The organism is Streptomyces sp. DH41 (genome assembly GCF_029813785.1).
Taxonomy (GTDB): Bacteria; Actinomycetota; Actinomycetes; order Streptomycetales; family Streptomycetaceae; genus Streptomyces.
In genome coordinates this window covers 71,312-84,568 of the sequence record NZ_JARVKY010000021.1, presented here as the reverse complement: position 1 = coordinate 84,568, position 13,257 = coordinate 71,312, and the positions used below count along the sequence as shown (strand labels likewise).

Sequence of the window (13,257 nt, the reverse complement as noted above, 5' to 3'; positions counted from 1 at the left end):
GAACGCTGCCTACTCCTGCTTCTTCCGCCGTGTCCCGAACACGATCTCGTCCCAGCTCGGCACCGCCGCCCGGCGGCCCGGGCGGACGCCGTCGGCCTCGGCCTGGCGGTCGGTGGAGCCGGTGAGGCGGTCGCGGTGGCTGGCCACGGAGCGCGGCATGAGCACGTCGGCGTAGGCGGAGCCGGCCGATGCCGCGGGGGCCGGAGGCTCCTCCACCTCGGGCTCCTCGACAGGCTCCTCCACCGGTTCCGGAGCGCGCTCGGGTACCACCAGGTCGCCGCGGAAGCTCGGCACCGCCTCCAGCAGGCTGGTGAGCGAGTCGCGTTCGCGTTCGGCCGAGGCGGTGACCGCGGTCTCCTCGTCCGGCTCGGCCGGCGGCGGAGGCAGGCTCGGGCGCTCCCGCTGCTCCCGGTCGAGGGTGCGGTCCAGCGGCCGGTCGCGCGGCAGCCGGGCGATGCGCGGGACGAACGGGAAGCTGGGCTCGGGCGCGGCGAGGTCGTCGGACTCGCCGATCAGCGCGCGTGCCTCCTCGTCGACGGCCTGGACGAGCCGCCGCGGCGGGTCGTACGTCCAGCTCGCCGAGTGCGGTTCGCCCGCGACCAGGTAGACCAGCAGGACCTCCCAGGTGCCGTCGTCGCGGCGCCACGAGTCCCACTGGGCGGTGTCCTTGTCGGCGCCGCGCAGCAGCAGCCGCTCCTGGACGGCCTCGCCGAGGGGCGGCCCGGAATTCTCGCCGGGACGGCGGACGGGGGTCTTGCGGGCCCGCTCCGCCATGAAGGCGCGCTCGGCCAGCACGGGCCCCTCGAAGCGCCGTACGCGGTCGACGGGGATGCCGGCCATCTGGGCGACCTCTTCCGCGGTCGCGCCGGCTCGTATACGTGCCTGGATGTCGCGGGGGCGGAGATGACTCTCCACCTCGATCTCGATCTGGCCGAGGCGGGGACGGTCGCCGCGCACGGCGGCCCGGAGCCGCTCGTCGATCGGAAGCGTGTACTCCGTGCTGTCCGCAGCCTTGAGCACCAGCCGTGTGCCGTCATTCGAGACGGCCACGACACGCAGTTCGGGCATGGGGACCTCCCGGGTGGTGCCTGCCGACGTCACGTGCGTCGCTGCTTCCGCTCTGTCGAGTGTGACCTGCCCGGGTGCAGCCTGCCACAACCTTGCCGAGTTACCCGGCGTGTCGGGCTCGGGCACTGGATCGCCGTTATGGCACGGTTACCCATTTGCAACGTTGAGTGACCAACTCCGTCACCCTGCGCAACTAGCCCCCTCCCGGCGGTCCTTCATGGTCCTGGACCTGAACCCCCTGTCGGGAGACCGGACCCAGGGCTCGCAACAGTACTCCATTCGGGCCATGTGCGTGGATCGCCGCGCCGCCCGACTTTCGGCTGGAGGGGTGCTCGGCCGTTCCTGGCGCGGTTTCCGCGATCTTGGGCGTGGCGTACTTCACGGAATCACCAGAAACGGAACTAATGGTTTCGTCCGCACGTCCCTTTCTCGTGCAGTTGATCGATCACGTACGGGAAAGACAGGCAAGGTCCGGGGATGCGCGAAAAGCCCGATGACGCAGGCGAGGCGGATGTGCGTACGGAGGTGAAGTCCAAGCGGATCGACCTGAACGTGCCCCAGGTCGCGGGCAGCGCCCTGGCGGCGGTGGTGGCGGCCAAACTCGCCTCCTCCTTCGGCGTGTACGGCACGATCCTCGGGGCCGGCCTGATCAGTGTCATCGCCACCTGCGGAGGCTCCGTCTTCCAGCACTTCTTCAAGCGCACCGGCGAGCAGCTCCGGGTGAAGCGCACCGTCGGCGCCGTGGGGGCCGGCGGGCGCACGGCGGCGGGCCCGGGTGAGTTCACCGAGGGCACCGTCTACCGCGCGCGGACCACGGGCTGGAAGCGCCCGGTGGTCGCCGCGGCCCTCGTCTTCGGCGTCACCATGGCCGGGATCACCGCGTACGAGGTCGCCGCCGGCGAGAGTCTGGGCGGCGGTCACAGCACCACCGTCGGCAGTGCCTTCTCCGGTCACGACGAGTCCTCGTCCAAGGACCCGGGGGAGTCGGGCGGTTCCGGCGGCTCGGACAGGTCCAAGGACTCCGGGGATTCCCGGGAATCCGGCGGGCCGGGTGACTCGGGGGACTCCGGCTCCGGCGACGACCCGGCGGCCACCCCGTCCGGGGCCCCGAGCGGGACCGGCGACAGCACGCCGTCGGACGGCACCTCCGAGGAGGACGGCGGTACGGCGTCCAGCCCGACGCCCACCCCTGACGCCGGCGGGGAGGAGGAGGGCTCCGGCGATGCCACGAGCCCGGCCCCCGACGACTCGGCTACGGCCCCAGAACCCGGCGCAAGTAGTCGTTCCGGAACAGGCGATCAGGGTCAAGACGGTCCCGCAGCGCCGTGAACTCGCCGAAGCGCGGATACACCCGGGAGAAGTACTCGGCGTCCCGGGTGTGGATCTTGCCCCAGTGCGGCCGCCCCCCGTGCGCCGTGAAGACGCGCTCGGCGGCGGTGAAGTACGCCTGGTAGGGCGTGCCACGGAACATGTGGACGGCGATGTAGGCGCTGTCGCGGCCCGAGGCCGTGGACAGCGTGATGTCGTCGGCCGGGGCCGTGCGCACCTCCACGGGGAAGCTGATCCGGAGCCGGGAGCGGTCGAGCATCGCCCTCAGCTCGCGCAGCGTCTCGACGACGGCCTCGCGCGGAACGGCGTACTCCATCTCCACGAACCGCACTCGGCGCGGAGATGTGAAGACCTTGTAGGGGGTGTCCGTGTACGTCCGCGCGGACAGTGCCTTGCTGGAGATCCGCGCGATCGAGGGGATGGCGGCGGGCGCCGCGCGGCCGACCAGGTTGGCCGCCTGGAAGACCCCGTTGGACAGGAACTCGTCCTCGAACCAGCCCTGGAGCCGCCCCACCGGCTGCTCGGGGCCGGCGCTGCGGTTGTTGCGCTTGGTGTTGGTGCTGCCGGTGTGAGGGAACCAGTAGAACTCGAAGTGCTCGTTCTCGGTCCACAGTTCGTCGAACTCGGCGAGGACGCGCTCGAACGGCATCGGTTCCTCGCGGGCCGTGAGCAGGAAGATCGGCTCCACGGCGAAGGTGATCGCGGTGACGATGCCCAGCGCGCCCAGACCGATCCGGGCCGCGGCGAAGACGGCGCGCTCCTCGTCGGTCCCCCGCTCGGAACAGGTCAGGACCGAGCCGTCCGCGGTGACCATCTCCAGGCCCCGGATCTGGGCGGCGACCGAGGCCGAGTCGCGGCCCGTGCCGTGGGTGCCGGTGCTGGTGGCTCCGGCGACGGTCTGCTCCATGATGTCGCCCATGTTCGTCAGCGACAGGCCCTCGCGCGCGAGGGCCAGGTTGAGCCTCCTGAGCGGTGTGCCGGCCTCGACCGTGACCGTCATGGCGTCGCGGTCGATGGCGCGGATGCCGGTCAGCAGGTGAGGACGTATCAGCACTCCGTCCGTCGCGGCTATGGACGTGAAGGAGTGCCCGGTGCCGACGGCCTTGACCGGCAGACCTTCCCCGGCCGCCGCGCGAACGACCTCGGCCAGTTCCTCCACGGAGGCGGGAGCGACCTCCCGGGTGGGGCGCGCGCGGACGTTGCCGCCCCAGTTACGCCATGTGCCGTTCTTCCCGCTCGTCTTCCCGCTCGCCGTACGTGTGCTGCTCAACGGTCCCTCCCCGACGCGGATCCGGCCGCTTGAGCCGGCGGTACCCGAGGAAACCGACCACGACCGCGACGGCCCCGGCGACCGCCGGAACCCAGTACCCCGCACGCGCCCCGGAGGCGTCGATCACCCAGCCGCCCGCGGAGGAGCCGAGCGCGACCCCGACCGCGAGGCCGGTGCTCACCCAGGTCATGCCCTCGGTGAGCTGCGTGCGCGGTACGTGCTCTTCGATGAGGGACATCGTCGTGATCATCGTGGGAGCGATGGCCAGACCCGCAACGAACAGCGCCGCGGCCAGAAACAGCAGGTTTCCGACCAGTAGGAGGGGGATCATACTCACGCCCATCGCACAGACGCCCAGCAGCCAGCGGCGTTCCGGCGGCCCGGCGAAGCGCAGCAGCCCGAAGACCATGGCCGCCGTGCACGAGCCCGCCGCGTACAGGGCGAGCACGAGGCTGGCGGCGGCCTTGTGCCCCTCCTCCTCGGCGAAGGCCACGGTCACCACGTCGATGGCCCCGAAGATCGCCCCCGTCGCCACGAACGTGACGACCAGGACCTGAAGCCCTCGTGAGCGCAGCGGACTGCCGCCGCCCTTGTGCTCGCGCGGATGCGGCTCCGGTTCGGTGGCGTGCTGCGCGGTCAGCCAGAAGACGCCCGTCGCCAGGAAGCAGGCGGCGAGCAGCGGCCCGGCCTCCGGGAACCAGGCCGTGGACAGACCGATGGAGATGATCGGCCCGAAGATGAAGCAGATCTCGTCCACCACGGACTCGAAGGAGTACGCGGTGTGCAGCTGCGGTGTGCCCCGGTACAGGGCCGCCCATCGGGCCCGGACCATCGCGCCGAGACTCGGCACGCAGCCGATGCCGACGCAGGCCACGAACAGCACCCAGTCCGGCCACCCGTAGTGCGCGGCCGGCAGCAGCACGGCCGCCGCGGAGAGCGACACGAGGGTCGCCGGGCGCAGTACGCGTCGCTGGCCGTACCGGTCCACCAGACGGGAGACCTGCGGTCCGGCCACGGCGGCGGCGAGCGCGATGGTGGCCGACAGGGCGCCGGCCAGGCCGTACCGGCCGGTGAGCTGCGAGATCATCGTCACCACGCCGATGCCCATCATCGACAGCGGCATCCGGCCGAGGAAGCCCGCGGTGGAGAAGGCCTTGGAGCCGGGGGCGGCGAACAGGGCACGGTAGGGGCTGGGCAACGCGGTCTCCGGGAACGGCTCAGTGGAGTGCTCGGTAAGGTCCGAACACAGTCGATACAGATTACTCGTCGGACAGCCCGGAAACACCCCCGCGGACCTGGCGGAACGCACCGTCGGCGCCCACCGTTTTCCCGCTGTCAGTGGCGGGTGGCAGGATCGAGACATGCCAGACGTGCTCGATGTCAGCCCCTACGACGCCCTGCTCCTGCTCTCGTTCGGCGGCCCGGAGGGCCCGGACGACGTGGTCCCGTTCCTGGAGAACGTGACCCGCGGACGCGGCATCCCCAAGGAACGCCTCAAGGAAGTCGGCCGGCACTACTTCCTCTTCGACGGGGTCAGCCCCATCAACGACCAGAACCGCGCCCTGCTGGACGCCCTCCGCAAGGACTTCGCCGAGCACGGCCTGGACCTGCCGGTCTACTGGGGCAACCGCAACTGGGCGCCGTACCTGACGGACACCCTGCGCGAGATGGTCCGCGACGGACGCCGCCGCATCCTCGTCCTCGCCACCAGCGCCTACGCCTCGTACTCGGGCTGCCGCCAGTACCGCGAGAACCTCGCGGACGCGCTCGCCGCCCTGGAGACCGAGGGACTGGACCTGCCGAAGATCGACAAGCTGCGGCACTACTTCAACCACCCGGGCTTCGTCGAGCCCATGGTCGACGGGGTCGTCCGGTCCCTCGCCGAGCTGCCCGAAGAGGTGCGGGACGGCGCCCACATCGCCTTCTGCACCCACTCGATCCCCACCTCCGCCGCGGACACCTCCGGCCCGGTCGAGGAGCACGGTGACGGCGGCGCGTACGTACGCCAGCACCTGGACGTGGCGCAGGTGATCGCCGACGCCGTCCGCGAGCGCACCGGCGTCGACCACCCCTGGCAGCTCGTCTACCAGTCCCGCTCCGGCGCCCCGCACACCCCGTGGCTGGAGCCCGACATCTGCGACCACCTGGAGGAGCGCCACGCGGCCGGCGTCCCCGCCGTGGTGATGGCCCCCATCGGCTTCGTCTCCGACCACATGGAGGTCCTGTACGACCTCGACACGGAGGCCAGGGCCAAGGCGGAGGAACTGGGGCTGCCGGTACGCCGCTCGGCCACCGTCGGGGCCGACCCGCGCTTCGCCGCCGCGGTCCGCGACCTCGTCCTGGAGCGGGCCGGGGACGAGCGCGGGCAGGAAGTCGCGCCGTGCGCCCTCGGCGCGCTGGGCGCGAGCCACAACCTGTGCCCGGTCGGCTGCTGCCCCGCCCGCACCCCGCGACCCGCCGCCGCGGGCGCCGACAGCCCCTACGCGTGAGGAGCCCCGTGACCGACGTGACGCCCGACCCCCTCCATGCCGAGCTGCTGAGGATCGCCCAGGAGGCCGCCCACCGCGCGGGAGAGCTGTTGCGCGACGGCCGCCCGGCCGACCTGGCGGTCGCCGCCACCAAGTCCAGTCCGATCGACGTGGTCACCGAGATGGACATCGCGGCGGAGAAGCTGATCACCGGCCTGATCGCCGAACGCCGCCCGGACGACGGCTTCCTCGGTGAGGAAGGCTCGGTCACCGAGGGCACCAGCGGCGTCCGCTGGGTCATCGACCCGCTCGACGGCACGGTCAACTACCTGTACGGGCTGCCCACCTGGGCGGTCTCCATCGCCGCCGAGCAGGACGGCGAGCGGGTGGCCGGGGCGGTCGTGGCCCCCATGCGGGGTGAGTCGTACCACGCGGTGCTGGGCGGCGGAGCCTGGGCGACGGGAGCCTGGGACGGCGAACGCAGGCTCACCTGCCGGCCCGCGGCGCCGCTGGACCAGGCACTGGTCTCCACCGGCTTCAACTACGTCGCCGACGTCCGTGCCGAGCAGGCCGACATCGCGCGGCGGCTCATCCCGCTGGTGCGCGACATCCGGCGCGGCGGCTCGGCCGCGATCGACCTGTGCGACGTGGCCGCGGGACGCCTCGACGGCTACTACGAGGGCGGACTGCATCCCTGGGACCTCGCGGCGGGTGACCTGATCGCCCGGGAGGCGGGCGCGGTGACCGGTGGACGCCCCGGTGAGCGCCCGTCCGGCGACCTGACGATCGCGGCCACCCCGGAGGTCTTCGAGCCCCTCCAGCGGCTCCTGACGGACTTCGGCGCGTAGCCCTGCCCGGCTGACCGGGCGCCGTCGCAGGGGGCGATGGCGTCCGGTCAGCGCGGGTGCGGAATTCCGGCACTCGGGCAATCCGGCCTTGCGCGACGACCCGCCGGGCGTGCCCTGCCGCGTCCGGGCACGCACTGCCGCGTCCGCCCGTGCGGCGCGGCCGGCCGTAGCGTGGAAGCGGCTGACGTTCCCCCGCCGGCCCGCGACAGGGCGGCGGTCGTTCCTCGTCGTGGCGGAAGGCCGCTGACGCTCACCGCCGGACGGCAACCCGCACGACAAGGCCCCGGCGCTGGATCCCGCCGGGGCCTTGTCGCTCACGGGCCGAATCAGACGCTGGTAGCGCCGACCTCCACACCGTGCTCGGCAGCGAGACGGCGCAGGTCGTCGAGCTCTCCCAGCTCCACCTCGACGAGGAACTCGTCCCCCTCGTCGCGGGCCCGGGACAGGTCGGACTCGGTCGTCTTTATGCGCTGCAGAAGTCCTGCGGTGAAAGCGTCCATGCTGCGCCCCCTCGTCCTGGGTCGTGGGTCGATGGCACGGGGGTGTGCCGTTCGGAAGGGACGATCACGTCTCCGGTGGAGTGCCCGGCGCTGCCCTGCCGGGCGGCGGCGGTGCCGGACACCCACGCCCGCTCTGCGGAAGCGGACCGCGGCGTACCGCGCGGTGACGCGGTACGGGCAGAGCGTGATCGCGGGATGTAAAGCCGTCCTCCCCCCGCTCCCCTCCGCGGAAACCTCAACCGCGCGAGAAAATCTCGCATTCCCGATTCCGCCGCCCTTCCCGGCCCGCCCTTCCCACGCCGGCCGGCCGACGCGGGAAGCCGAGGGCCGTCCCCGGCCCCCACCCGCCTTACCGCCGACTTATGGCCGAAAAGGGCAGGATGGAGGCAACACACCCACCAGCCCCCTGCCCTCGTGCGCCGACAAGCGCTACGCGGGTGGACACAGGAAGGACAAGCGACGTGCGCGTACTCGTCGTCGAGGACGAGCAGCTGCTCGCCGATGCGGTGGCCACCGGACTGCGCCGGGAGGCCATGGCCGTCGACGTCGTGTACGACGGTGCGGCCGCCCTGGAGCGCATCGGCGTCAACGACTACGACGTGGTCGTCCTCGACCGCGACCTCCCGCTCGTGCACGGCGACGACGTGTGCCGCAAGATCGTCGAGCTCGGTATGCCCACGCGCGTGCTGATGCTCACGGCCTCCGGCGACGTCAGCGACCGGGTGGAGGGTCTGGAGATCGGCGCCGACGACTATCTGCCCAAGCCCTTCGCGTTCAGCGAGCTCATCGCGCGCGTCCGTGCCCTGGGCCGGCGTACCAGCGTGCCGCTGCCGCCCGTCCTGGAGCGCGCCGGGATCAAGCTCGACCCCAACCGGCGCGAGGTCTTCCGCGACGGCAAGGAGGTGCAGCTCGCGCCCAAGGAGTTCGCCGTGCTGGAGGTACTCATGCGCAGCGAGGGCGCGGTCGTCTCGGCGGAGCAGCTGCTGGAGAAGGCCTGGGACGAGAACACCGACCCGTTCACCAACGTCGTGCGCGTGACCGTCATGACCCTGCGCCGCAAGCTGGGCGAGCCGCCCGTCATCGTCACCGTCCCCGGCTCCGGCTACCGGATCTGATCGACCGTGGCGACGACACCCGCGCCCCCCGGGGCGCCTCCGAAGCCCACCTGGGACCCGCGGTCGGCCACCCCGCTGCCGTGGCTGCGTCCCACCATCCGGATAAGGCTCACGCTGCTGTACGGCGGCATGTTCCTGATCGCCGGCATCCTGTTGCTGTCGATCATCTACCTGCTCGCCGCCCAGGCGGTGCGCACCGGTAACCAACCGCTGTACAAGATCGTCGATTTCGAGGGTCTCCGGGTCGCCAGCAACGACTGCCCGGGCGTCACCAACGGCAATCTGTCGCTGTCGGAGTTCAACGCCGCGATCAGCGACTGCATCGACCGCCAGCGCCAGGCCTCCCTGGACCGGCTGCTGAGCCGCTCGCTGCTGGCCCTGCTCGGCCTCGCCGTGATCGCCTTCGCCTTCGGCTACGCCATGGCCGGACGCGTGCTGTCCCCGCTGGGACGGATCACCCGCACCGCGCGCGCGGTGGCAGGCTCCGACCTCTCCCGGCGCATCGAGCTGGACGGTCCGGACGACGAGCTGAAGGAGCTGGCGGACACCTTCGACGACATGCTGGAGCGGCTGCAACGGGCCTTCACCGCCCAGCAGCGCTTCGTCGGCAACGCCTCCCACGAGCTGCGCACGCCGCTGGCGATCAACCGCACCCTCCTGGAAGTGCACCTGTCCGATCCGAACGCTCCCGTGGAACTCCAGCAGCTCGGCAAGACGCTCCTGGCCACCAACGAGCGCAGTGAGCAACTCGTCGAGGGTCTGCTGCTGCTCGCCCGCAGCGACAACCAGATCGTCGAACGCAAACCGGTGGACCTCGCCGAGGTGGCCGGCCAGGCCGTCGACCAGGTGCACGCGGAGGCGGAGTCCAAGGGCGTGGAGATCCGCGGCACGCGCGAGGCCGCGGTGGTCCAGGGCAACGGCGTCCTGCTGGAGCGGATCGCCCTGAATCTCGTACAGAACGCCGTGCGCTACAACGTGGCCGCCCAGGGCTGGGTGGAGGTCGCCACCGCGGTCGAGAACGGCCAGGCGGTCCTGGTGGTCACCAACACGGGTCCGGTCGTACCGGCGTACGAGGTCGACAACCTCTTCGAGCCGTTCCGGCGGCTGCGTACCGAGCGCACGGGCAGCGACAAGGGTGTCGGCCTCGGCCTGTCCATCGCGCGCTCCGTGGCCCGGGCGCACGGCGGGCACATCTACGCGCAGCCGCGCGAGGGCGGAGGGCTCGTGATGCGTGTGACGCTGCCCATCTGAGATCATGACCCCGACATCTCACCGAGACCCGAGGATGTTCGCTTTGAGCGGAATTTTCAGGCCGTCGGCCCGGGAGTCGCCTGTGTGATCGATCACAACGGGGGCTTTCCTGCCATCTACTCTCCGTGATCATGCACCCTGTCGGAAAGCCGGGAAAATCCTGGTTTTCAGGGGTCCTGATCACGGGAAGTACACGGTGAGACGCCTTTGAAGTGCGGCATTCGGACCGTGTACGGTCCCCATCGCCATCCAAGCCGATCACTCTTGAGGAGTCCGGTTGGGTGTCGATTGAGTAACAGACCTTGATGTGAGGCAAAATCTCCGCCTCGGGTCGGGCACAAGTCCGGCCTCTCACGCGTTACGTGCGCTGGAGACACCCGCAGATACCCAGAGGGGGAGAGCGACCATGGCAACTGATTACGACACTCCACGCAAGACCGACGACGATGTCGACTCGGACAGCCTCGAAGAGCTGAAGGCACGGCGGAACGACAAGTCCGCCTCAGCCGTCGACGTCGACGAGTTCGAGGCCGCGGAAGGCCTCGAACTTCCCGGCGCCGACCTCTCGAACGAGGAACTCGCCGTCCGTGTACTTCCGAAGCAGCAGGACGAGTTCACGTGCATGAGCTGCTTCCTGGTGCACCACCGCAGCCAGCTGGCCCGGGAGAAGAACGGCCAGCCGATCTGCCGCGACTGCGACTGAGGCGGGGTCGGCCGTGACTGGCTCGACCCCTCCCTGGAAGCGCCGCTTCTCCCGACGGGAAGCGGACCAAGGACCGTCCGACGGTCCCTACAGCGCGCGTGACGACGAGCGGGGCCCGACCGATACGGGGACGGCCTCGCTCGAATCAGTGGTCGACCGGGGTGACCTCCCGGCGACCGCGCAGACGCCGGCGCCCGCTGCCCGGCGACGGGCAGCGGCGTTCCGGCACAAGGCCGGACAGGGGGTCCGCAACGGCTCCCACCGCGCCAGGGCGGCCCTGGCGCACCTCGCCGACCGGATCATCGACCTGGCCCCGCGCGTCCCCGTACGGGACCTGGCGACGCTCCGCCGGCAGTTCCCGGGTCTTGGACCCGAGGAGCTCGCCGACCGGATCGTGGCGGGCGCGGCCAAGGGCACGGCGACCGTCGGAGCGGGAGTCGGCGCGGCGGCGATGATGCCCGTACCGCCCGCGATGCCCACCGAACTGGCCGCCGAGATCACCGGAGTGGCGGCGATCGAGCTCAAGATGATCGCCGAGCTCCACGAGGTCTACGGCGTGCGTCCGCCCGGCAGCCTCGCGCAGCGCAGCACCGCGTACCTGAACTCCTGGTCGGACGAACGCGGCGTCGACGTGTCCAAGCCGTCGAGCCTCGGCTCGGCGATGAACAGCCACATGAAGCGCCAGCTCCGCCAGCAGATCATGAAGCGGATGGTGCGCGACCTGCCGAACCTGATGCCGTTCATGGTGGGCGCGGCCGTGGGCGCCGTCATGAACCGCCGCGACACCAGAAAGCTGGCCGCCAGAATCCGGGCGGACCTGCGCAAGCACCAGGTGCCGTGGAGCGCCCTCGACGCACTCCCGACGCTGGACGGACCGCGGGACGCGCTGGACATGGGCGCCCTCACGAAGGAGCTCGGCACCGGGAAGCCCGGCACGAAGCAGCCTGGCACGGAGCAGCCCGGCACGGAGGAGCCCGGTCACCGCCCCGGCGGGGACGGCGGGCGCTGATCCCGCGCGTGCGCTACGCCGCCGCGGCCTTCGCCGCAGTCAGGGCCTCCACCAGCCGCTCCGGCTCGCGAGTGGACAGATACAGGTACGGAGTCGGGTCCTCCGGATCCGTGACCACCACGCGCACGGCCCTCGGGATGTAGGCGCGCAGCAGCAGGAAGGCGCGGACATCGGCCTTGTGGGTGCGCCAGGCACGGGCCTCGGCCGGGTCGAGGATCTCCGCCTCGCCCAGGGCCGAGAGCGGCACCTTCGCCTCGCCCGCGATCAGCGAGTCGCCCACGACGCGGATACGGACCGCGCCGTACGAACTGGCCACCACCGCGGCCACCGCCGTCCCGCCGGCCAGGCCGCCCAGCATCGGCAGCGTGCCGAAGGGCAGCAGGACCAGGGCGAAGGAGACCCCCACCAGGAAGGAGCCCAGCCACCAGGAGCGGGGCGCGGTGAGGCGTTCTTCGTACGGGGCCGTGGAGAGCTGCATGGAACAAGCTTGGCACGGTATCGGAGTTCGGCCCACGCGCGGGTAAGGTCTGCGCCTGTGAGTGGTACTTCCCCAGGTCTTCAGCCCCCCGCCGACGCCGTGAAACCCGTACGGCACCCCGACGCGCCCGCCCCCGGCGAACTGCTCGGCGCGCACTACGGCCAGTGCTTCGGCTGTGGCGGCGACCAGCCCCACGGACTTCACCTCCAGGCACGGGCGGGCGAAGACGTGTCGATCACCGCCGAGTTCACCGTGCAGCCCGCCCACCAGGGCGCACCCGGCCTGGCCCACGGCGGTGTGCTGGCCTCCGCCCTGGACGAGACCCTCGGCTCGCTCAACTGGCTGCTGCGCGCGATCGCGGTGACCGGGCGGCTGGAGACCGACTTCCTGCGGCCGGTGCCCGTCGACACGACGCTGTACCTGCAGGCCGAGGTGACGGCCGTGGCCGGCCGGAAGATCTACTCCACCGCCACCGGCCGGATCGGCGGCCCCGACGGCCCCGTTGCCGTCCGCGCCGACGCCCTCTTCATCGAGGTCAAGATCGATCACTTCGTCGACCACGGCCGCGAGGCGGAGATCCGCGCCGCCATGGACGACCCGGACCAGGTCCGCCGCACCCGCGCCTTCGAGGTGAACCCGTGAGCCGCCCGAGCCCCGCGCACCGCGAGCCCAGGCCGGAACTCGACGTGCTGCTCCGCCGCGTCGACCCCGACGTACCGCTTCCGACGTACGCCCAGCCCGGCGACGCGGGAGCCGACCTGCGCACCACCGTCGGCTGCGAACTGGCGCCCGGCGAGCGGGCCGTTCTGCCCACGGGCGTGTCTGTGGCGCTCCCGGAGGGGTACGCGGCCTTCGTGCACCCACGTTCCGGGCTGGCCGCCCGCTGCGGTGTCGCCCTCGTGAATGCCCCGGGGACGATTGATGCCGGGTACCGTGGGGAGATCAAGGTGATCGTGGTGAATCTCGACCCGCGCGAGACGGTGCGGTTCGAGCGCTTCGACCGGATTGCCCAACTGGTCGTCCAGCAGGTCGAGAGGGTCCGCTTCCGCCAGGTCGCGGAGCTTCCCGACTCGGCGCGGGCCGAAGGGGGCTTCGGGTCCACCGGCGGTCACGCCGAGACGGACCGTGCAAGCGGCACAAGCGGTCAGGTCGCCGAGGGCGGCCCGACGGGTGGGAATCGATACGCTTCGGTCGTATCCGACCGGGAAGGACAGTGAC

At 71.5% G+C, this 13,257-nt stretch carries 14 protein-coding genes; 9 read left to right on the top strand and 5 right to left on the bottom strand.

Features of this window, described 5'->3' with window-relative positions; all coding sequences use genetic code 11:
- Positions 1-9: 9 nt before the first annotated feature.
- Positions 10-1,068 (bottom strand): septation protein SepH, encoded by a 1,059-nt coding sequence (gene sepH / locus QC283_RS29170; RefSeq protein WP_279564703.1) that lies wholly within the window; start codon positions 1,066-1,068, stop codon positions 10-12.
- A 477-nt stretch (positions 1,069-1,545) separates the two neighbouring features.
- Here sepH and QC283_RS29165 point away from each other — a divergent pair, with 477 nt between their 5' ends.
- Complete coding sequence (locus QC283_RS29165; protein ID WP_279564702.1) at positions 1,546-2,397, top strand: hypothetical protein; 852 nt, start codon at positions 1,546-1,548, stop codon at positions 2,395-2,397.
- Here QC283_RS29165 and QC283_RS29160 read toward each other — a convergent pair.
- Both QC283_RS29160 and QC283_RS29155 read right to left on the bottom strand, forming a co-directional pair.
- The gene (locus tag QC283_RS29160) at positions 2,321-3,667 is read right to left on the bottom strand and encodes a D-arabinono-1,4-lactone oxidase (RefSeq protein ID WP_279564701.1); all 1,347 of its coding nucleotides are present in this window, start codon (positions 3,665-3,667) and stop codon (positions 2,321-2,323) included. The two genes, QC283_RS29165 and QC283_RS29160, sit on opposite strands and share 77 nt — an antisense overlap.
- The gene (locus QC283_RS29155) at positions 3,609-4,865 is read right to left on the bottom strand and encodes an MFS transporter (RefSeq protein ID WP_279564700.1); all 1,257 of its coding nucleotides are present in this window, start codon (positions 4,863-4,865) and stop codon (positions 3,609-3,611) included. The genes QC283_RS29160 and QC283_RS29155 overlap by 59 nt, the downstream gene beginning before the upstream one ends.
- Positions 4,866-5,028: 163 nt before the next feature.
- Here QC283_RS29155 and QC283_RS29150 point away from each other — a divergent pair, with 163 nt between their 5' ends.
- Positions 5,029-6,156 carry a ferrochelatase gene (locus tag QC283_RS29150; RefSeq protein ID WP_279564699.1) on the top strand — a complete coding sequence of 376 codons (1,128 nt, stop codon included), beginning with the start codon at positions 5,029-5,031 and terminating at the stop codon, positions 6,154-6,156.
- A gap of 8 nt (positions 6,157-6,164) precedes the next feature.
- Complete coding sequence (locus tag QC283_RS29145; RefSeq protein ID WP_279564698.1) at positions 6,165-6,983, top strand: inositol monophosphatase family protein; 819 nt, start codon at positions 6,165-6,167, stop codon at positions 6,981-6,983.
- Between the two features lie 326 nt (positions 6,984-7,309).
- Here the strand turns inward: QC283_RS29145 and QC283_RS29140 are convergent, their stop codons facing one another.
- Positions 7,310-7,483, bottom strand: a complete 174-nt coding sequence (locus tag QC283_RS29140) for a hypothetical protein (RefSeq protein WP_279564697.1) — start codon at positions 7,481-7,483, stop codon at positions 7,310-7,312.
- A gap of 461 nt (positions 7,484-7,944) precedes the next feature.
- Here QC283_RS29140 and QC283_RS29135 point away from each other — a divergent pair, with 461 nt between their 5' ends.
- From QC283_RS29135 to QC283_RS29120, 4 genes are all read left to right on the top strand, one after another.
- A complete protein-coding gene (locus tag QC283_RS29135; RefSeq protein WP_003993508.1) occupies positions 7,945-8,598 on the top strand; it encodes a response regulator transcription factor in 654 nt (217 codons plus the stop codon).
- A 6-nt stretch (positions 8,599-8,604) separates the two neighbouring features.
- On the top strand, positions 8,605-9,849 hold the full coding sequence (locus QC283_RS29130; protein WP_279564696.1) for a sensor histidine kinase: 1,245 nt from the start codon (positions 8,605-8,607) through the stop codon (positions 9,847-9,849).
- Between the two features lie 406 nt (positions 9,850-10,255).
- The gene (locus tag QC283_RS29125) at positions 10,256-10,552 is read left to right on the top strand and encodes a DUF4193 domain-containing protein (protein ID WP_003993510.1); all 297 of its coding nucleotides are present in this window, start codon (positions 10,256-10,258) and stop codon (positions 10,550-10,552) included.
- A gap of 13 nt (positions 10,553-10,565) precedes the next feature.
- On the top strand, positions 10,566-11,561 hold the full coding sequence (locus tag QC283_RS29120; RefSeq protein WP_279564695.1) for a hypothetical protein: 996 nt from the start codon (positions 10,566-10,568) through the stop codon (positions 11,559-11,561).
- Between the two features lie 13 nt (positions 11,562-11,574).
- Here the strand turns inward: QC283_RS29120 and QC283_RS29115 are convergent, their stop codons facing one another.
- Positions 11,575-12,039 carry a DUF3093 domain-containing protein gene (locus QC283_RS29115; RefSeq protein ID WP_279564694.1) on the bottom strand — a complete coding sequence of 155 codons (465 nt, stop codon included), beginning with the start codon at positions 12,037-12,039 and terminating at the stop codon, positions 11,575-11,577.
- A gap of 57 nt (positions 12,040-12,096) precedes the next feature.
- Here QC283_RS29115 and QC283_RS29110 point away from each other — a divergent pair, with 57 nt between their 5' ends.
- Complete coding sequence (locus QC283_RS29110) at positions 12,097-12,681, top strand: PaaI family thioesterase (RefSeq protein ID WP_279564693.1); 585 nt, start codon at positions 12,097-12,099, stop codon at positions 12,679-12,681.
- Entirely contained in the window at positions 12,678-13,256 is a 579-nt protein-coding gene (gene dut, locus QC283_RS29105; protein WP_279564692.1) for a dUTP diphosphatase, read from the top strand. The genes QC283_RS29110 and dut overlap by 4 nt, the downstream gene beginning before the upstream one ends.
- Position 13,257 lies beyond the last annotated feature (1 nt).

Coding starts and splice junctions, on each gene's coding strand:
- sepH (WP_279564703.1), bottom strand. CDS start 1,068: ATGCCCGAACTGCGTGTCGTGGCCGTCTCGAATGACGGCACACGGCTG.
- QC283_RS29165 (WP_279564702.1), top strand. CDS start 1,546: ATGCGCGAAAAGCCCGATGACGCAGGCGAGGCGGATGTGCGTACGGAG.
- QC283_RS29150 (WP_279564699.1), top strand. CDS start 5,029: ATGCCAGACGTGCTCGATGTCAGCCCCTACGACGCCCTGCTCCTGCTC.
- QC283_RS29140 (WP_279564697.1), bottom strand. CDS start 7,483: ATGGACGCTTTCACCGCAGGACTTCTGCAGCGCATAAAGACGACCGAG.
- QC283_RS29125 (WP_003993510.1), top strand. CDS start 10,256: ATGGCAACTGATTACGACACTCCACGCAAGACCGACGACGATGTCGAC.
- QC283_RS29115 (WP_279564694.1), bottom strand. CDS start 12,039: ATGCAGCTCTCCACGGCCCCGTACGAAGAACGCCTCACCGCGCCCCGC.